This is a genomic window from Pseudomonas sp. (assembly GCF_030698175.1).
GTDB lineage: Bacteria > Pseudomonadota > Gammaproteobacteria > Pseudomonadales > Pseudomonadaceae > Aquipseudomonas.
Map to the genome: position 1 here is coordinate 26,437 of NZ_JAUYNT010000003.1, position 18,012 is coordinate 44,448.

Annotated in this window: 19 protein-coding genes and 1 pseudogene; all 20 read left to right on the forward strand. The window is 59.5% G+C overall.

The genetic code is table 11. From position 1 onward, the window contains the following. The first annotated feature begins 32 nt into the window (after nucleotides 1-32). Nucleotides 33-218: a cbb3-type cytochrome c oxidase subunit 3 gene (locus Q8R10_RS01185; protein WP_305650455.1), complete on the forward strand. Its 186-nt coding sequence runs from the start codon at nucleotides 33-35 to the stop codon at nucleotides 216-218. Then, nucleotides 215-1,156: pseudogene (ccoP, locus tag Q8R10_RS01190) on the forward strand (cytochrome-c oxidase, cbb3-type subunit III). Before Q8R10_RS01185 ends, ccoP (Q8R10_RS01190) begins: the two are co-directional and overlap by 4 nt. Before the next feature lie 422 nt (nucleotides 1,157-1,578). Beyond that, nucleotides 1,579-3,021 carry a cytochrome-c oxidase, cbb3-type subunit I gene (gene ccoN / locus Q8R10_RS01195; protein ID WP_305650255.1) on the forward strand — a complete coding sequence of 481 codons (1,443 nt, stop codon included), beginning with the start codon at nucleotides 1,579-1,581 and terminating at the stop codon, nucleotides 3,019-3,021. Then, a complete protein-coding gene (gene ccoO, locus Q8R10_RS01200) occupies nucleotides 3,018-3,626 on the forward strand; it encodes a cytochrome-c oxidase, cbb3-type subunit II (RefSeq protein ID WP_305650257.1) in 609 nt (202 codons plus the stop codon). Before ccoN ends, ccoO begins: the two co-directional genes overlap by 4 nt. A gap of 5 nt (nucleotides 3,627-3,631) precedes the next feature. Next, nucleotides 3,632-3,817: a cbb3-type cytochrome c oxidase subunit 3 gene (locus Q8R10_RS01205; RefSeq protein WP_305650259.1), complete on the forward strand. Its 186-nt coding sequence runs from the start codon at nucleotides 3,632-3,634 to the stop codon at nucleotides 3,815-3,817. Then, nucleotides 3,814-4,761, forward strand: a complete 948-nt coding sequence (gene ccoP, locus Q8R10_RS01210) for a cytochrome-c oxidase, cbb3-type subunit III (RefSeq protein WP_305650261.1) — start codon at nucleotides 3,814-3,816, stop codon at nucleotides 4,759-4,761. Before Q8R10_RS01205 ends, ccoP (Q8R10_RS01210) begins: the two co-directional genes overlap by 4 nt. 204 nt (nucleotides 4,762-4,965) lie before the next feature. Continuing rightward, nucleotides 4,966-6,381 carry a cytochrome c oxidase accessory protein CcoG gene (gene ccoG / locus Q8R10_RS01215; protein WP_305650263.1) on the forward strand — a complete coding sequence of 472 codons (1,416 nt, stop codon included), beginning with the start codon at nucleotides 4,966-4,968 and terminating at the stop codon, nucleotides 6,379-6,381. A 30-nt stretch (nucleotides 6,382-6,411) separates the two neighbouring features. Next, entirely contained in the window at nucleotides 6,412-6,912 is a 501-nt protein-coding gene (locus Q8R10_RS01220; protein ID WP_305650265.1) for a FixH family protein, read from the forward strand. 11 nt (nucleotides 6,913-6,923) lie between these two features. Further along, nucleotides 6,924-9,320, forward strand: a complete 2,397-nt coding sequence (locus tag Q8R10_RS01225; RefSeq protein WP_305650267.1) for a heavy metal translocating P-type ATPase — start codon at nucleotides 6,924-6,926, stop codon at nucleotides 9,318-9,320. A 21-nt stretch (nucleotides 9,321-9,341) separates the two neighbouring features. Further along, complete coding sequence (ccoS, locus tag Q8R10_RS01230) at nucleotides 9,342-9,551, forward strand: cbb3-type cytochrome oxidase assembly protein CcoS (protein WP_305650270.1); 210 nt, start codon at nucleotides 9,342-9,344, stop codon at nucleotides 9,549-9,551. Continuing rightward, the gene (locus Q8R10_RS01235) at nucleotides 9,544-10,263 is read left to right on the forward strand and encodes a sulfite exporter TauE/SafE family protein (protein WP_305650272.1); all 720 of its coding nucleotides are present in this window, start codon (nucleotides 9,544-9,546) and stop codon (nucleotides 10,261-10,263) included. Before ccoS ends, Q8R10_RS01235 begins: the two co-directional genes overlap by 8 nt. Before the next feature lie 86 nt (nucleotides 10,264-10,349). Continuing rightward, nucleotides 10,350-11,732, forward strand: coding sequence for an oxygen-independent coproporphyrinogen III oxidase (gene hemN, locus Q8R10_RS01240; RefSeq protein ID WP_305650274.1), 1,383 nt, complete (start codon nucleotides 10,350-10,352; stop codon nucleotides 11,730-11,732). Nucleotides 11,733-11,879: 147 nt separating this feature from the next. Beyond that, entirely contained in the window at nucleotides 11,880-12,614 is a 735-nt protein-coding gene (fnr, locus tag Q8R10_RS01245; RefSeq protein WP_305650276.1) for a fumarate/nitrate reduction transcriptional regulator Fnr, read from the forward strand. A gap of 300 nt (nucleotides 12,615-12,914) precedes the next feature. Further along, on the forward strand, nucleotides 12,915-13,754 hold the full coding sequence (locus Q8R10_RS01250; protein WP_305650278.1) for a metal-dependent hydrolase: 840 nt from the start codon (nucleotides 12,915-12,917) through the stop codon (nucleotides 13,752-13,754). A gap of 129 nt (nucleotides 13,755-13,883) precedes the next feature. Next, nucleotides 13,884-14,108, forward strand: a complete 225-nt coding sequence (gene cydP / locus Q8R10_RS01255; protein WP_305650279.1) for a cytochrome oxidase putative small subunit CydP — start codon at nucleotides 13,884-13,886, stop codon at nucleotides 14,106-14,108. Then, nucleotides 14,105-15,661 carry a cytochrome ubiquinol oxidase subunit I gene (locus tag Q8R10_RS01260; RefSeq protein ID WP_305650281.1) on the forward strand — a complete coding sequence of 519 codons (1,557 nt, stop codon included), beginning with the start codon at nucleotides 14,105-14,107 and terminating at the stop codon, nucleotides 15,659-15,661. Before cydP ends, Q8R10_RS01260 begins: the two co-directional genes overlap by 4 nt. 10 nt (nucleotides 15,662-15,671) lie before the next feature. Continuing rightward, complete coding sequence (gene cydB / locus Q8R10_RS01265) at nucleotides 15,672-16,814, forward strand: cytochrome d ubiquinol oxidase subunit II (protein ID WP_305650283.1); 1,143 nt, start codon at nucleotides 15,672-15,674, stop codon at nucleotides 16,812-16,814. A 57-nt stretch (nucleotides 16,815-16,871) separates the two neighbouring features. Continuing rightward, nucleotides 16,872-17,444, forward strand: a complete 573-nt coding sequence (locus tag Q8R10_RS01270; protein ID WP_305650285.1) for a hypothetical protein — start codon at nucleotides 16,872-16,874, stop codon at nucleotides 17,442-17,444. A 62-nt stretch (nucleotides 17,445-17,506) separates the two neighbouring features. Next, entirely contained in the window at nucleotides 17,507-17,623 is a 117-nt protein-coding gene (gene cydX, locus Q8R10_RS01275; RefSeq protein ID WP_305650287.1) for a cytochrome bd-I oxidase subunit CydX, read from the forward strand. Continuing rightward, nucleotides 17,613-17,915 (forward strand): cyd operon YbgE family protein, encoded by a 303-nt coding sequence (locus Q8R10_RS01280; protein ID WP_305650289.1) that lies wholly within the window; start codon nucleotides 17,613-17,615, stop codon nucleotides 17,913-17,915. Before cydX ends, Q8R10_RS01280 begins: the two co-directional genes overlap by 11 nt. The last annotated feature ends 97 nt before the right edge of the window (nucleotides 17,916-18,012 follow it).

Sequence of the window (18,012 nt, forward strand, 5' to 3'; positions counted from 1 at the left end):
GGCTGATGCCCTCTTCTTTTATTAACGGTGCAATTGACGTCGGAACGTTGCGCGGCCTGGGCACCTTGCTGGTGGTGATCGCGTTTACCTGCGTGACCCTCTGGGCTTACAGCGGCAAGCGCAAAAACAGTTTCGCCGCAGCGGCCAACCTGCCCTTTGCCGACGATACCGAAGCTGAAAAACGCGAAGAACGAGCTTCTAGGAGTAACAACACATGAGCACTTTCTGGAGTTGGTACATCACTCTACTGACCGTCGGCACCTTACTGGCACTGCTCTGGTTAGTTTTTGCAACGCGCTAAAGCGAGACACAAAAAGGCGCCACCGAGCAAACCATGGGGCACTCCTTCGATGGCATCGAGGAGTATGACAACCCACTGCCAAAGTGGTGGTTTATGCTGTTTGTCGGCACCATTATTTTTGCCGTTGGCTACTTGGCGCTCTATCCGGGCCTGGGCAACTGGAAAGGCATACTGCCGGGCTATGACGGCGGCTGGACACAGGTCAAACAATGGCAAAAAGAAGTCGATAAAGCCGAGCAACAATACGGCCCGATTTACGCCAAATTTGCCGCTATGCCGATCAGTGAAGTGGCCAAAGACCAGCAAGCCCTGAAAATGGGCGGTCGCTTGTTTGCCAGCAACTGCTCGGTCTGTCACGGCTCGGATGCCAAAGGCGCTTTCGGCTTCCCTAACCTGGCCGATCAACAATGGCGCTGGGGCGGCGCACCGGACAGCATCAAAACCAGTGTTTTGGCCGGGCGTCACGCCGTAATGCCGGCCTGGGGAGAAGCGCTCGGCGAAACCGGCGTGCAGAATGTCGCGGCCTTTGTGCTCGAAGGCATTGCCGGGCGCAAATTACCCGACGGCGCCAAGGCTGACGCTGCCGCTGGCAAGGCATTGTTTGCCAGCAATTGCATGGCCTGCCATGGCCCAGACGGGCATGGCGTGCAAGCCATGGGCGCCCCCGACCTGAGTAAACCTGCTGCTTTTATCTACGGCACCAGTTTTAGCCAGCTGCAACAGACCATTCGTTATGGTCGCCAAGGGGTAATGCCAAACCAGCAAGACTTCCTCGGCAACGACAAAGTCCACTTGCTGGCGGCTTATGTGTTCAGCCTGGGGCAGTCCGCCGTAGAGAAACCACGCGCCGAGTAACACCGCTCAACGCGACCTCTGTGAGTGCCGGCGATGCCATTAACTGTCTGGCACTAGCAGAGCCAAGATTCAAGCAAGACTTACTGACACAAGGAGGTGCCTTGTAAGGATTTGTTTCCCCGCCACGCTGCGACAGAGTGTCGCAGCGATATTCTCGCGTCCTAGCAAGCACACTGAGTTCAGCTAAGCTCTGCGCAGTCGCCATTCATCAGGACTGTGCGGCAATTGCCTTCCCTTTAGCGGGATACCGGCAATGCTCGAAGCCTCGGTGAGGACTATCAATCGATACTTAAAATCGCTTACAGCAAGCCTGTAAAGCCCGATTTTGCTGGCCTTGCTCATTGCAATGGGCACCTGCTTTGCCCATACTTGCCGCCGATTTTTAGTCCCCAGAAAACTCCATTAACCGTGGAACAAAACGCATGAGCTCAGCAATAAGTCCGACTGCTTATAACTATAAGGTGGTCCGCCAATTCGCCATTATGACGGTGATTTGGGGGATTGTAGGGATGGGTCTAGGCGTTCTAATCGCCTCACAACTCGTCTGGCCAGAACTTAACTTCGGCCTGCCGTGGACCAGCTTCGGCCGTCTACGTCCACTGCACACCAACGCAGTAATTTTTGCCTTTGGTGGTTGCGCACTGATGGCGACCTCCTTGTACGTGGTGCAACGCACCTCGCAAGTCAGAATAATCTCCGACACCCTGGCCGCCTTTGTGTTCTGGGGCTGGCAAGCGGTCATCGTCCTGGCAGCTATCACCCTGCCACTGGGCCTGACCTCTTCCAAAGAGTATGCCGAGCTGGAATGGCCGATCGATATTTTGATCGCAATTGTCTGGGTCAGCTACGCGATCGTGTTCTTCGGCACCATCGTTAAGCGCAAGGTTAAGCACATCTATGTAGGCAACTGGTTCTTCGGTGGTTTCATCCTCACCGTGGCACTGCTGCACATAGTCAACAACCTTGAGTTGCCGGTTAGCGCCTTCAAGTCCTACTCGATCTACGCCGGTGCTACCGATGCGATGATCCAGTGGTGGTACGGCCACAACGCCGTGGGCTTCTTCCTGACCGCCGGTTTCCTGGGGATGATGTACTACTTCGTTCCCAAGCAGGCTGCGCGTCCGATCTACTCGTATCGCCTGTCGATCGTGCACTTCTGGGCACTGATCACCGTGTACATCTGGGCCGGCCCGCACCACCTGCATTACACCGCGCTGCCGGATTGGGCGCAGTCGCTCGGCATGGCCATGTCACTGATTCTGCTGGCACCAAGCTGGGGCGGCATGATCAACGGCATGATGACCCTCTCGGGCGCCTGGCATAAGCTGCGCAGCGATCCGATTCTGCGCTTCCTGGTCGTCTCATTGGCGTTCTACGGCATGTCGACCTTTGAAGGTCCGATGATGGCGATCAAGACCGTCAACGCCCTGTCGCACTACACCGACTGGACCATCGGCCACGTACACGCCGGCGCTTTGGGCTGGGTGGCAATGATCTCGATCGGCGCGCTCTATCACCTGATCCCGAAAGTGTATGGCCGTGAGCAGATGCACAGCGTCGCCCTGATCAACGCACACTTTTGGCTGGCCACTATCGGCACCGTGCTGTACATCGCTGCACTTTGGGTCAACGGCATCACTCAGGGCCTGATGTGGCGCGCAGTCAACGAAGACGGCACCCTCACCTACTCCTTCGTTGAAGCCCTGCAAGCCAGTCACCCTGGCTTCTTGGTACGGGCAATCGGCGGTGCCTTCTTCTTTAGCGGCATGTTGCTGATGGCTTACAACACTTGGCGCACCGTACGTTCTGCAGTGCCTGCAGAGTACGAAGCCGCGGCGCAAATGGCCGTTGGAGACCACGCATGAATCACGAAACGGTAGAAAAAAATATCGGCCTGATGGCCGTGCTGATGGTCCTGGCTGTGAGCATCGGCGGTCTGGTGCAAATCGTCCCGCTGTTTTTCCAAGACGTCACTAATAAACCCGTTGAAGGCATGGTGCCACGCACCGCCTTGCAACACGAAGGGCGCGACATCTTCATCCGTGAGGGCTGCGTTGGTTGCCACTCGCAGATGATTCGCCCATTCCGCGCCGAGACCGAACGTTACGGTCACTACTCGGTAGCCGGTGAAAGCGTCTGGGATCACCCCTTCCTGTGGGGCTCCAAGCGCACCGGCCCGGACCTGGCTCGGGTTGGCGGTCGTTACTCGGATGACTGGCACCGTGCTCACCTCTATAACCCGCGTAACGTGGTGCCTGAGTCGATCATGCCGGCCTACCCATGGCTGGTTGAGAACAAGCTCGATGGCGTGAATACCGCCACCAAGTTGCAGGCCATGCGCACCCTGGGCGTGCCATACACCGACGCCGACATTGCCGGCGCCAAAGACGCGGTCAAGGGCAAGACTGAAATGGAAGCCCTGGTGGCTTACCTGCAGTCCCTTGGCACTGCCATCAAGAACAAACGGTAAGGCACATGGATATCGGAACTTTACGCGGCCTGGGCACCTTGCTGGTGGTGGTCGCGTTTACCTGTGTGGTCCTCTGGGCTTACAACAGCAAGCGCAAAGGCAGCTTCGATGAAGCCGCCAACTTGCCTTTTGCCGACGATACCGAAGCTGAAAAACGCGAAGAACAAGCTTCCAGGAGTAAGAGCGAATGACCACTTTTTGGAGTTGGTACGTCACAATTTTGACCAGCGGCACCATCATCGGGCTGATCTGGTTAGTGCTTTCCACCCGCAAAGGGCAACGTCCGGAAACCACCGAAGAAACCGTTGGCCACGTTTTCGATGGCATTGCAGAGTTAGACAACCCACTGCCCAAGTGGTGGTTTATGTTGTTTATCCTCACCATTATCTTTGCCGTGGGTTATCTGGTGCTCTACCCAGGCATGGGTAACTGGAAAGGTATTTTCCCAGGCTACGAAGGTGGCTGGACTGCCGTTAAGCAGTACGAGCGGGAAATGACCAAGGGCGATGAGCAATACGGCCCGCTGTATGCCAAATACGCGGCCATGCCGATCAGCGAAGTAGCCAATGACCCACAGGCGCTGAAAATGGGCGGCCGCCTGTTTGCCAGCAACTGCTCGGTTTGCCATGGCTCCGACGGCAAAGGTGTCTACGGTTTCCCTAACCTAGCCGACAGTGAATGGCGCTGGGGCGGTGAACCAGACACCATTCAAACCACCATTCTGGCGGGCCGTCATGCGGTGATGCCGGGCTGGGGTGAAGTGCTCGGTGAAGCTGGCGTGCGCAATGTCTCAGCCTATGTGCTGACTGAGATCGCCGGCCGCAAGCTGCCAGAAAACAGCAAAGTTGACATCGATGCGGGCAAAAAACTCTTCGCTGGCAACTGCGTTGCCTGTCACGGCCCACAAGGTCACGGTACCCCGGCGATGGGCGCACCCAACTTGAGCAACCCTGCGGCCTTTATCTACGGCACCAGCTTTGCCCAACTGCAACAGACCATTCGCTACGGTCGCCAAGGCGTGATGCCGACCCAACAGGCTTTTCTCGGCGAAGACAAAGTCCACTTGCTAGCGGCTTACGTCTACAGCCTCTCGCATACCGAGACAGACGCTAAAGTCGAGAAAGACGCTAAATAAGGGTTTTATGCACTGAAGTATTGAGCGGCGTCAGGCAACCCCTGACGCCGTTTTGCTTTAATGAGCAGGAAAGCACAGAGCGATGGGTGACCATAGGTCGCACCCTTGCCAATTTGTCGCAGGCGTATCATCGCCTATAAGCAAGTGCTCACGACCCCAACCGCATCGAGCTGGGGCATTTATCCGCTACCGTGGTATGCCGCGATGAATCAACAGATTCCGATCAAAGATGTCACCCCGGCGCCGGCCAAAGGCTCGACCACCGTTGACCTGTACGCCAGTCGCGCAACCACTTACACCCGCGCCTTTACCGGTCTATTCCGGAACATTCGGATGGCCGGGGGGGCTTGGTTGTTTCTGCTGTATTTCGGCACCCTGTGGCTCAACTGGGGCGATAGACAAGCCATCTGGTGGGACTTACCGGGACGCAAATTTTATATTTTTGGCGCGACTTTCTGGCCGCAAGACTTCGTGCTGCTGTCATGGCTGCTGATCATCTGCGCATTTGGCCTGTTTTTTATTACCGTGTTTGCCGGCCGGGTTTGGTGTGGTTACACCTGCCCGCAAAGTGTCTGGACCTGGATCTACATGTGGTGCGAGAAAGTCACCGAGGGTGATCGCAACCAACGGATCAAGCTCGACAAAGCGCCAATGAGCGGGCAAAAACTGCTGCGCAAAACCGCTAAGCACAGCCTTTGGCTGCTGATTGGTTTGGCCACGGGGGTGACTTTCGTCGGCTACTTTGCCCCGATTCGTGACCTACTCGGCCAGCTACTGGATGGCAGCGCCGATGGCTGGGCGTATTTCTGGATAGGCTTCTTCACCCTCGCCACCTACGGCAATGCCGGTTGGCTGCGCGAACAGGTGTGCATTTACATGTGCCCCTATGCGCGCTTCCAGAGCGTGATGTTCGACAAAGACACCCTGATCGTCTCCTACGATCCACGCCGTGGCGAACACCGTGGGCCGCGCAAAAAAACCACCGACTACAAGGCCGAAGGCCTCGGTGACTGCATCGACTGCACCATGTGCGTCCAGGTGTGCCCGACCGGCATCGACATCCGCGATGGCCTGCAGATCGAATGCATCGGCTGCGCGGCCTGTATCGATGCCTGCGACAGCATCATGGAGAAAATGGATTACCCCAAGGGCCTGATCAGTTACACCACCGAGCACAACCTCTCCGGGCAAAAAACCCAGTTAATGCGGCCACGCCTGATTGCTTATGCCATTGCGCTGCTGGTGATGATGGGCTTCTTCGCCTATGCCGTAAGCATTCGACCACTGGTGCAACTGGACGTCATCAAGGACCGGGTACTGTTTCGTGAAAACCAGAATGGTGACATCGAGAACGTCTACACCCTGAAAATCATGAACAAAGACCAGCTCGATCATGTGTTCAAAATACAAGCCGAAGGCCTGGATGATCTGGACTTTGCCGGTAAAGATGAAGTCGAAGTGGCCGCTGGCGAGATCCTCTCGATTCCGATTGAGCTGTCAATTGAGCCGGCAAAGCTGCCCTCGAGCGCCAACGAAATCAGCTTCAGCGTTCGCGCTGTCGATGCACCGGGCATTAAAAACGACGCTGACAGCCGCTTTATCGGCCCCAGCGTGCGTTAACCCTATAAACCTTTAAACGCGGACCCCCACATGCAATTGCAAACGCCTATCGAGCCCTGGTACAAGCAATTTTGGCCCTGGTTTATTATTTCCTTGCTGGCGTTGTCCGTCGTCTTGGGCCTGTCGCTGCTCACCATATCGATCCTCAAAGGCGACAGCCTGGTGGTCGACAATTACTACGATGCCGGCAAAGGCATCAATACCGCGCTGGACCGGGAAACCCTGGCCAAGCAGTTACAGATGAGCGCCCGAGTCAGCTTTAACGACGAAACCGGCACCGCCGAAATTGAACTGAGTGGCATTAGCCGTCCGCAACAACTGACCTTGAATCTGATCTCGCCGACTCAGCCGGAAAAGGACCGCCGCATTGTCCTGCAGCCGGCCGAAGGCAAGTTCTACCGCGGCATAATGCAAGACAGCGTGCAGGGCCGCCGCTTTATTGAACTGCTGGGCCAGGAAGGTGGCAAAGACTGGCGGCTGTTCGAGGAAGAAACCCTGGCCTCCGGCACGCCACTGCAACTGGGTCAATGACTGCGCGTTAGATGGCTAACCCAACCCCCTGCTACCACTGCGGCTTGCCGGTACTCACCGGCAGCCGCTTTCAAACCCGCGTACTCGGTGAGTTGCGCGTTATGTGCTGCCCCGGTTGCACCGCCGTAGCCGAGGCCATAGTCGCGGCAGGGCTGGAGAGTTATTACCAGCACCGCAGCGAAACCTCCGCCAATCCCGATGCCTTCCCCAAAGAGCTTGCCGATGAACTGGCGCTCTATGATCGCGACGATGTGCAACAGGCGTTTGTCCAGCACGATGGCGAACAAAGCAGCACTTGCCTATTGATCGAGGGTATCAGTTGCGCCGCCTGTGGCTGGCTGATCGAAAAACACCTGCGCAAGCTCGCAGGCGTCTCAGAGGCCAACCTCAACCTGTCCAACCACCGCCTGTATCTGAGCTGGAACGCCGAGCAACTACCCCTGAGCCAGTTACTCAAGGCGCTGCGCAGCATCGGCTATGCCGCCCATCCCTATCAGCCCGACCTGGCCGTGGCCCAGCTGGCCGAAGAGAACCGCCGGGCCCTGCGCCAGTTGGGTGTGGCCGGCATGCTGTGGATGCAGGTGATGATGGCCAGCATGGCCACGTGGCCGGAGTTCAGCCTCGATCTGAGCCGTGAAATGGATCAAATCCTGCGCTGGGTCAGCTTGTTTTTAACCACGCCGATTGTTTTTTACTGCTGTGGCGATTTTTTCAAAGGCGCGCTGCGCGACCTGCGCACCCGCCACTTGACCATGGACGTGTCGGTATCCCTGGCGATTGGTGGCGCCTACGGGGCCGGTATCTGGTCAACCCTGTTTCAGCACGGCGAGCTGTATTTTGATGCGGTGGGCATGTTCGCCTTGTTTTTGCTGGCCGGCCGCTACCTTGAACGCCGCGCCCGCGAGCGTACCGCCGCCGCCACCGCACAGCTGGTTAACCTGTTGCCCGCCTCCTGCTTACGGCTGGACGCGCAGGGCCAGAGCACGCGGATTTTGCTCAGCGAACTGCAGCTTGGAGAGCAGATCCTGGTGCCGCCCGGTGCCTTGCTGGCTGCCGACGGGCTGATCATCAGCGGCCAGTCGAGCCTGGATGAATCACTGCTCACCGGCGAATACCTGCCGCTGCCGCGGGTTGTTGGCGACCATGTCAGTGCCGGCACTTTGAATGTCGAAGGCCCGCTCACCGTCCAAGTGCAAGCCCTCGGCAGCGCCACCCGGCTGTCGGCGATCGTGCGCTTGCTGGAGCGCGCCCAGGCAGAAAAACCGCGTCTGGCCCAACTGGCCGACCGCGTGGCGCAATGGTTCCTGCTGATCGTGCTGGTTACGGCGGCCATAGTCGGCCTGTTCTGGTGGCAGCTTGATCCACAGCGGGCGTTCTGGATTGTGCTGGCCCTGCTGGTCGCCACCTGCCCTTGCGCCCTGTCACTGGCCACACCGACAGCGCTGACCGCCGCCACCGGCAGCCTGCATAAACTCGGCCTGTTACTGACCCGTGGCCATGTGCTCGACGGTTTGAATCAAATCGACACGGTGATTTTCGACAAGACCGGCACCCTCACCGAGGGGCGCCTGACCCTGCGTGAAATCCACCCCCTGGGCGCCGCGGACGCAGAACACTGTCTGGCCCTGGCCGCCGCCCTGGAAAACCGCTCCGAACACCCCATAGCGCGCGCCTTTGGTCAGTCGCCACTGGCCGCAACCGAGGTTCGCAGCGAGCCTGGCGTCGGCCTGGAAGGCTGGGTCAATGGCCAACAATTGCGCATCGGCCAGCCGGCGTTTGTCAGCGCCCTCAGTGACGCCAGCCCGCCCAGCATCGCCGCCGAACAAGGCCAGTGGTTGCTGCTTGGCGACTGCCAAGGACCGCTGGCCTGGCTGGTGCTCGATGATCGCTTGCGCAGCGATGCGCAAGCCTTGCTCGACGCCTGCCGCGCCCAGGGCTGGCAAACCCTGTTGTTGTCGGGCGACAGCTCACCGATGGTCGCCCAGGTGGCGGCCGAGCTGGGTATCGACGACGCCCGTGGCGGCCTGACCCCGGCCGACAAACTTGCAGTGCTGCAGCAATTGCATGCTCAAGGCCGGCGGGTGCTGATGCTCGGCGATGGGGTCAACGACGTGCCGGTGCTGGCGGCGGCCGACATCAGCGTGGCCATGGGTTCGGCTACCGATCTTGCAAAAACCAGCGCCGATGCCGTGCTCTTGTCCAATCGCCTCGACAGCCTGATTCAAGCCTTCGCCCTGGCGCGGCGGACCCGGCGGATTATCAGCGAGAATCTGGCCTGGGCCTGCCTGTACAATGGCCTGGTGCTGCCCTTCGCCGCCCTCGGCTGGGTCACCCCATTGTGGGCCGCCTTGGGCATGTCGCTGAGTTCCCTGCTGGTGGTACTCAACGCCTTACGCCTGACCCGCTAGCCAATCAACCACGGAGCTGTGATGGACGCGCTGTACGTAATGATTCCCATCGCCATAGTGATTGTCGCCCTGGCCATTCGCCTGTTGTTTTGGGCGGTCGATAGCGGCCAGTACGACGACATGGACGGCCCGGCCCACAGCATCCTGTTTGACGACGAAGACCCCGCGCATCGCGCCGGCGTGCAAGAGGCGCAAGACAAAAACAACCCGCAGGACCCACCCCGTGCTTGAACTGCTGCCCTTATTGATTTCCGCCGTGGTGCTCGGCCTGCTCGGTGGCGGTCATTGCCTGGGTATGTGCGGCGGTTTGATGGGCGCCCTGACCATGGCCATTCCCGCCGAACAACGCAGCCGTCGCCTGCAACTGCTGCTGGCCTATAACCTCGGCCGGGTACTCAGCTATGGTTGCGCGGGCCTGCTGCTCGGTCTCGGCGGCTGGGCGCTGGCCAATAGCCCGGCAGCCATGGGCATGCGCATAGCCGCCGGTTTGCTGCTGGTGTGCATGGGCTTGTATCTGGGTGGCTGGTGGAGCGGACTGACCCGTATCGAGGCGCTGGGGCGCGGGCTCTGGCGGCATATTCAGCCGTTTTCCAAACGCCTGCTACCAGTCACCAGCCTGCCCCGGGCGCTGCTGCTGGGCGCGCTCTGGGGCTGGCTGCCGTGCGGCCTGGTCTACAGCACCCTGCTCTGGGCTGCCAGCCAAGGCAGCGCCGTCGACAGCGCGCTGCTGATGCTGGCTTTTGGGCTGGGCACCTGGCCAGTGTTGCTGGCCAGCGGCCTGGCGGCGGAGCGAGTGAATCGCTTGTTGCGCAAACGCAACATCCGCATGGCCGGCGGCCTGCTGGTCATCCTCTTTGGCCTGTGGACCCTGCCCGGCCCCCACCAAGCCTGGCTGATGGGCCACGGCGCGCATGGCGCGGCGAGCGCCGGCCAGTCCGGTTGATACAGGTCAAGATCAGCTGCGCCAAGTCTATTTAAACTCCCCGGCATGCCTCCTGAACTCAGGCCAGCCAACCGGGGACTGCCCGCATGCTCGACGCCATTCGCTGGGACACCGATCTGATCCGTCGCTACGATCAAGCCGGCCCACGCTACACCTCATACCCAACTGCCGTGCAATTTCATGACGGCATCGGTTCATTTGAACTGCTGCACGCCTTACGGGACAGTCGCAAAGCCCAACGCCCGTTGTCGGTGTATGTACACCTGCCGTTTTGCGCCAACATTTGCTACTACTGCGGTTGCAACAAAGTCATCAGCAAAGACCGTGGCCGGGCGCTGCCGTACCTGGAGCGGCTGGAAAAAGAAATCGACCTGATCAGCTGCCACCTCGCGCCTAATCAGCAGGTCGAGCAGCTGCATCTGGGTGGCGGTACGCCGACTTTTCTCAGCCACGATGAACTGCGCCGGCTGATGGCCAAACTGCGCAGCAAATTCAACTTACTGGACGACGACTGCGGCGATTACGGCATCGAGATCGATCCGCGCGAAGCCGACTGGTCCACCATGGGTTTGCTCCGTGAACTGGGTTTTAATCGCGTCAGTCTTGGCGTCCAGGACCTCGACCCCGAGGTGCAGCGGGCGGTGAATCGCCTCCAGAGCCTGGAGGAAACCCGCGCCATCGTTGACGCGGCGCGCACCCTGCAGTTTCGTTCGATCAATATTGACCTGATCTACGGCTTGCCCAAGCAGACCCCAGCAAGCTTTGCCCGCACGGTCGATGCCATCATCGCCCTGCAACCTGATCGGCTCTCGGTGTTCAACTACGCCCATTTGCCCGAGCGCTTCTTGCCGCAACGGCGGATCAACAGTGAAGACCTGCCGGCACCCGCCGACAAACTTGCGATGCTGCAAAACAGCATCGAGCAACTGACCGCCGCCGGCTACCGCTACATCGGCATGGACCACTTTGCCTTGCCCGATGACGAGCTGGCCAGCGCCCAGGAAGACGGCACCCTGCAACGCAACTTTCAGGGCTACACCACCCATGGCCATTGCGACCTGATCGGTCTTGGGGTGTCTTCGATCAGCCAGATTGGCGATCTTTATTGCCAAAACAACAGCGATATCGCCCTCTACCAACAAAGCCTCGACAGCGACCAACTGGCCACCTGCCGCGGCCTTTTGTGCAACGAAGATGACCGGCTGCGCCGCGCAGTGATTCAGCAATTGATCTGTGAGTTCCGCCTAGACTTTGCCGCTATCGAAACCCGCTTCAAGATTGATTTCGCTGATTATTTCGCCGCTGTCTGGCCGCAACTCGAGCAAATGGCCAAAGACGGGCTGCTCGACTTGGATGCCCACAGCATCGATATTCGCCCCGCCGGACGCTTGCTGGCACGCTCGGTTTGCATGCTGTTTGACGGCTACCTCAGCGCCCTGACCACGCAACGCTTCTCCCGGGTGATTTAACCCCCCAACCAGACGCGGCCAGCCCTAGCCTGGCGCTTCTAACCTGGTAAAAACCTGAATGCCCGAACAGTTTTCACAGCCGCCTATCTCTAGCTGAGCGGCTGCGTTACCCTTAGCGGCATTGTTTGCGCCCCTAAGGAAATCCTCATGTCAGAGATCAACAAGGCTCGCCCAGCACCGCAAGCGCACTGTAAAGACTGCAGCTTGTCTTCATTGTGCTTGCCGTTATCACTGAACATGGAAGACATGGATTCGCTCGACGAAATCGTCAAACGCGGCCGCCCGTTGAAAAAAGGTGATTTCTTGTTTCGCCAAGGCGACACCTTCAACTCGGTGTTTGCCGTGCGCGCCGGCGCCTTAAAGACCTTCAGCGTCACCGATGCCGGTGAAGAGCAAATCACCGGTTTCCACCTGCCCAGCGAGCTGGTCGGCATGTCCGGCATGGACAGCGAAACTTATCCTGTTTCGGCCCAGGCTCTGGAAACCACTTCGGTGTGCGAAATCCCCTTTGAGCGCCTGGATGAACTGGCCCTGCAGCTGCCACAGCTACGCCGCCAGCTGATGCGCATCATGAGCCGCGAGATTCGTGATGATCAGCAAATGATGTTGCTGCTGTCGAAAAAAACCGCCGACGAACGCATCGCCACCTTTTTGGTCAACCTGTCGGCACGTTTCCGTGCCCGGGGGTTTTCCGCCAATCAGTTTCGCCTGTCCATGTCGCGTAACGAAATCGGCAACTACCTGGGCCTGGCGGTCGAAACCGTCTCGCGGGTGTTCACCCGTTTTCAGCAGAGCGGCCTGCTGGCAGCTGAAGGCAAGGAAGTGGATATCACCAATCCCATCGAGCTGTGCGCCTTGGCGGGCGGCAACCTGGAGAACTGATCAACGCGCGGGCCTGTGCAATGCAGGCCCGGCGTTTGCGTGCTTTAACGCGACTCAGGTGACAACGCTATATCCGCCGCAGCGCCTCGCTGACACCACCAAGCAAACCCACCTTTTCGCCACCGTCCTGCTTGCCCGTCAAAAGTTGGCTTAAAGCCCGCCGCTCTGGCCGGATTCGACCTCGTCTTGCACGTTAAAAAACCCAATAGTGACGCACCTGCTTTGCGTGCTGTAACTGCTCTGCAGTCCAACACAATCAAGGCCGCAACGTGCCTGCGGCCCACGCCAGAGGACTTCATTATGTCGACCAGTGCAACCGCAGCACCGTTGCCTAAAGCCAATTTCCCGGTGCGCCGGATGGATTTCAGTTTCACTGAGACCCGCAAATACTGGTGGAGTGGCAACCCCTTTATGACCCACTTTATGAACAACCTGTCGTCGCTGTTCCCTTACGGCGAGAAATTTTTCGTCGACAGCGTGCGGGCCGTGCGCGAGCAAATCGAAGACCCGCAACTGCAAAAAGACATCAGTGCCTTTATCGGCCAGGAGGCCATGCACTCCAAGGAGCACGCGACCTACAACCAATACGCCGAGGCCCATGGCATTGACCTGCGCACCCTGGAATTGCGCATCAAGGTGCTACTGGAATGGGTGACCAAGTTCACCACCAAGAAGCAACGCCTGGCCGCTACCTGCGCCCTCGAACATTTCACCGCGACCATGGCCGAGCAACTGCTTGCGCGCGAAGACATCAATATGCAGATGACCGATCCGCTCATGTACAAGCTCTGGCTCTGGCATGCCATCGAGGAAAACGAGCACAAGTCGGTGGCCTATGATGCCTACCTGGCGGTCGGCGGCGGCTACTGGCTGCGCACCCTGACCATGGCCAGCACCAGCCTGATGTTTATCGGGGTGATCGCCTGGTTCCAGCTCGACTTGCTGCGCAAGGACGGCCAGTTGCTCAACTGGTCCAGCTGGAAATATGGCCTCAAGACCCTATTTGGCCCACGTAACGGCTATATCACCGCCCTCATCCGCCCCTATCTGCAGTATTACCAGCCGGGCTTTCACCCCTCCCAACAAGACACCCGCGCCCTGGAAAACCGCTGGCGCACCCGCCTGGGTTTCGACGGCTAACACGCCCGTAAAACCCACTGCGCGCCATCCCGGCCGCTTGAGCAGTACCCGTGCGACATCGGGTCACTGCCCAAGCGGCCTTTTTTATTGCTTTATATCAAGGCATAAACCCATCGGAACTGAACGACCATGGCTGCTGTAAGGCTGCATCGCCCCGCTTCCCCCTGGCGCATTCCGTTGGTGCGCGAACTTGCCGTGATTTTGCTGATCAAGCTGGCGTTGCTGCTGGCCATCAAAGCCATCTGGTTCAGCGCACCGACAGTGCCGCTGGAAGGCACCGCACAGGTCGCCGCCCACCTGCTCGCCGCGCCGCCTACCAAGCCTTTGCCTGCCCTTGAGGAGACCCCGAGATGATCTCGGAAACCGTCGTCGACCTATCCCGTCTGCAGTTTGCCATGACGGCCATGTACCACTTCCTGTTCGTGCCCCTGACTCTGGGCCTTGCGTTTATTCTGGCGATTATGGAGTCGGTGTATGTGATCACCGGCAAACAGGTCTACCAGGACATGGTCAAGTTCTGGGGCAAGTTGTTCGGCATCAACTTTGCGCTGGGCGTCACCACCGGGCTGACCATGGAGTTCCAGTTCGGCACCAACTGGGCCTACTACAGCCACTATGTCGGCGACATTTTCGGCGCACCGCTGGCCATCGAAGGGCTGATGGCGTTCTTTCTGGAGTCGACCTTTATCGGCCTGTTCTTCTTCGGCTGGGAGCGCCTGAGTAAGGTGCAACACTTGGCGGTGACCTGGCTGGTGGCGATTGGCTCGAATATGTCGGCGCTGTGGATTCTGATCGCCAACGGCTGGATGCAGAACCCGGTGGGCGCCGAGTTCAACTTCGAAACCATGCGCATGGAGCTGACCAGTTTCAGTGCCCTGTTGTTTAACCCGGTGGCCCAGGTCAAGTTCGTGCATACCGTGGCGGCCGGTTACGTAACCGGCGCCGTGTTTGTGCTGGCGATTTCCAGCTGGTACCTGCTCAAGGGTCGCGACCTGGGTTTTGCCCGCCGCTCGTTTGCCATCGCCTCGGCGTTCGGCATGGCCTCGATTCTCTCGGTGATCATCCTCGGCGATGAATCCGGCTATGAGATCGGGGACGTGCAAAAGACCAAGCTGGCCGCCATCGAAGCCGAATGGGAAACCGAACCGGCCCCGGCCGCCTTCACCCTGTTCGGCCTGCCCAACCAGGCCGAGCAACGCACCGATTACGCGGTGAAAATCCCCTATGTAATGGGCATCATCGCCACCCGCTCGCTGGACACCCAGGTCACCGGCATCAAGGATTTGATAGTTCAGCATGAGGTGCGCATCCGTAACGGCATCCAGGCTTATGCCCTGCTGGAAAAACTGCGTAACGGCGAGAAAACCCCGGAGAACATCGCCGCCTTCAACCGGCACAAGCAAGACCTCGGCTACGGCCTGCTGCTGAAAAAGTACAACCCCGCGGTGGTCGACTCCAGCGAGGCGCAGATCAAACAAGCGGCCCTGGACACCATCCCCAATGTGGCCACGGTGTTCTGGAGTTTCCGCCTGATGGTGGCCTCGGGCTTTCTAATGCTCGGCCTGTTTATCTGCGCTTTCTGGGCCTCGGCGCGTAAAAACGAGGAGCAGAAACGCTGGTTACTCAAGTGGGCGCTGGTCAGCCTGCCGCTGCCCTGGATTGCCGCGCAAACCGGCTGGATTGTGGCCGAACACGGTCGCCAGCCGTGGTCGATTGCCGAAGTGCTACCGGTACATCTGTCCGCGTCGAGCATCAGCGCCGGCGACGTCTGGGGTTCACTGCTGGCCTTGCTGGCCTTCTACAGCGTGCTGCTGGTGATCGAGATGTACCTGATGATCAAGTTCGCCCGCCTCGGCCCCAGCAGCCTGCACACCGGCCGTTATCACTTCGAAAAAATCGCCGCCTGAGGACATGACCATGTTGGATTACGAAAGCCTCAAGCTGATTTGGTGGGTGCTGGTCGGCGTCTTGCTGATTGGCTTTGCACTGACCGATGGTTTTGATCTGGGCGCCGCCGCCCTGATGCCCTTCGTCGGCAAGACCGACAGCGAACGGCGAGTGGTGATCAACACCATAGCGCCGCACTGGGAGGGTAATCAGGTCTGGCTGGTGACCGCCGGCGCCGGGCTGTTCGCCGCCTGGCCGCTGGTGTATGCCACGGCCTTCTCGGGTTTCTACTGGGCCATGCTGCTGGTGCTGTTTGCCTTATTCACCCGCCCGGTGGGCTTTGACTACCGCAGCAAAGTGGCCGACCCGCGCTGGCGTCTGGCCTGGGACTGGGCGCTGTTTGTCGGCGGCTTCGTGCCGGCCCTGGTGTTCGGCGTGGCCTTCGGCAACCTGTTGCTGGGCGTGCCTTTTACCCTGGATAACAGCTTGCGCAGCAGCTACCAGGGCAACTTCTGGCAACTGCTCAGCCCTTTCGGCCTGCTGGCCGGGCTGGTCAGCCTGAGCATGTTGCTGCTGCACGGCGGCACCTGGCTGATGCTGCGCACCGATGGCGATGTGGCGCGCCGCAGTCGCCGTGCCGCGCAGCTATTTGCCGTGCTGTTTCTGCTCTGCTTTAGCGGCGCCGGGATCTGGCTGTGGCTGGGCAATATCCAGGGTTGGGTGATCAGCTCCAGCTTCGAGGCCAGTGCTGCCCTCAACCCGCTGGCCAAGACCGTGACCCAGAGCAACCCCGGCTGGCTGGCCAATTACGCCCGCTACCCACTGAGCCAACTGGCGCCGCTGGGCGGCATTCTCGGTGCCCTACTGGCCTTGGCTGCCGCCTCGGGCCGGCGTGCCGGTCTGGCCTTTCTCGGCTCCAGCCTGGCGATTATCGGCACCCTGTGTACCGCAGGTTTTGCCCTATTCCCGTTCATCCTGCCGTCCAGCATCGACGCGGCTTCGAGCCTGACCATCTGGGACGCGGTCTCCAGCCAGAAGACCCTGGGCATCATGCTGATCGTGGCCGGCATTTTTATCCCCCTGATCCTCTGCTACACCCTGTGGGGCTACGTGAAGATGTGGGGCAAGGTCACCACCGCGCACATTGAAAGCAATAATCACGGACTGTATTGAGTCAGAGCCCCGCGCCGCCGCAACGGCGCGGCCCAAACAGCAACCAATAGGTACCTTATGGGCAAGCTTCCCAGCAAAGCAGCGCGGCCAACTGCCCCTCACCCGACCATTGACAGCCCGCAAGAGCACTGGCAACCGCTAAGCACTGCGGCCCTGACCGGCGTATTAGTCTTTGCCGTGGCGGCGCTGTGGTTCGGTAACAGTGGCGAACGCTGGTTCCCGCTGCTGGATGGCGCCAACCTGCTGTTCCATGAATTTGGCCATCCGTTCTTCGGGCTGTTTTCCGCATCGCTGATGGTTTACGGCGGCACGCTGGCGCAGCTGATCTTCCCGGTTGCGACAGCGGTCAGTTTTTACCGCACGGGGGCTACCGGCTCTTTTGCCATCTGCGTCATCTGGGGGCTGCAAAACTGCTTCAACATTGCCCGCTACATGGCCGATGCACGCGCCCAGCTCTTGCCGCTGGTCGGTGGTGGCGAGCATGACTGGATGGAAATCCTCTCCCGCTGGGGCTGGCTGCAAGCCGACACACGACTGGCCGCCTGGCTCACCGCGCTCGGTTGGCTGGGCATAGGTTACTGCTGCACCTGGCTGATCCGACGCTGGCGACAAGAGCGGCGGCAGCCCTGAACAATGTCATCTCATACCATCGAACAGTCGGCCCAACTTACGGGTAATTAAGGAGTTCACAGATGTGGTATTTCACCTGGATTCTCGGCGTGCTGCTGGCCTGCAGCTTCGGCATCATCAATGCCTTGTGGCTGGAAACCACCCAAGACCTCGACGAGGACGGCGCCAGTGGCGACTGAGCCGCGCCCGTTACTGCAGCGCCCCTGGACTCGGGCGCTGTCGCTGCTATTGGCCAGCCCGCTGGCCTTGCTGCTGCTGATTCATCCGGCAGCCATGCTCGATGCCCAAGGCCACTACAGCCATAACCTACTGATGCTGGTGATGCTTGGCGTGGCGGGAGGCTTTGTGCATGGCGTCGGTTTCGATCCCTACCTGCGTCTCTGGCGCCTGCTGTTTGGGCCGCTGCTGGCCTGGCCGTTACTCGCCCTGGGTTATTGGCTATTGTTCCTGGGAGTCAGCCACCCTTTTTAACCTCATGGTCTAACCTCAAGAGCATCGCGATCGTAGCAATACGCCCTTTTCCACCAGCAAGGCGCTTGGCCTGTAACTGCGTAGCGCACCGAGGTCG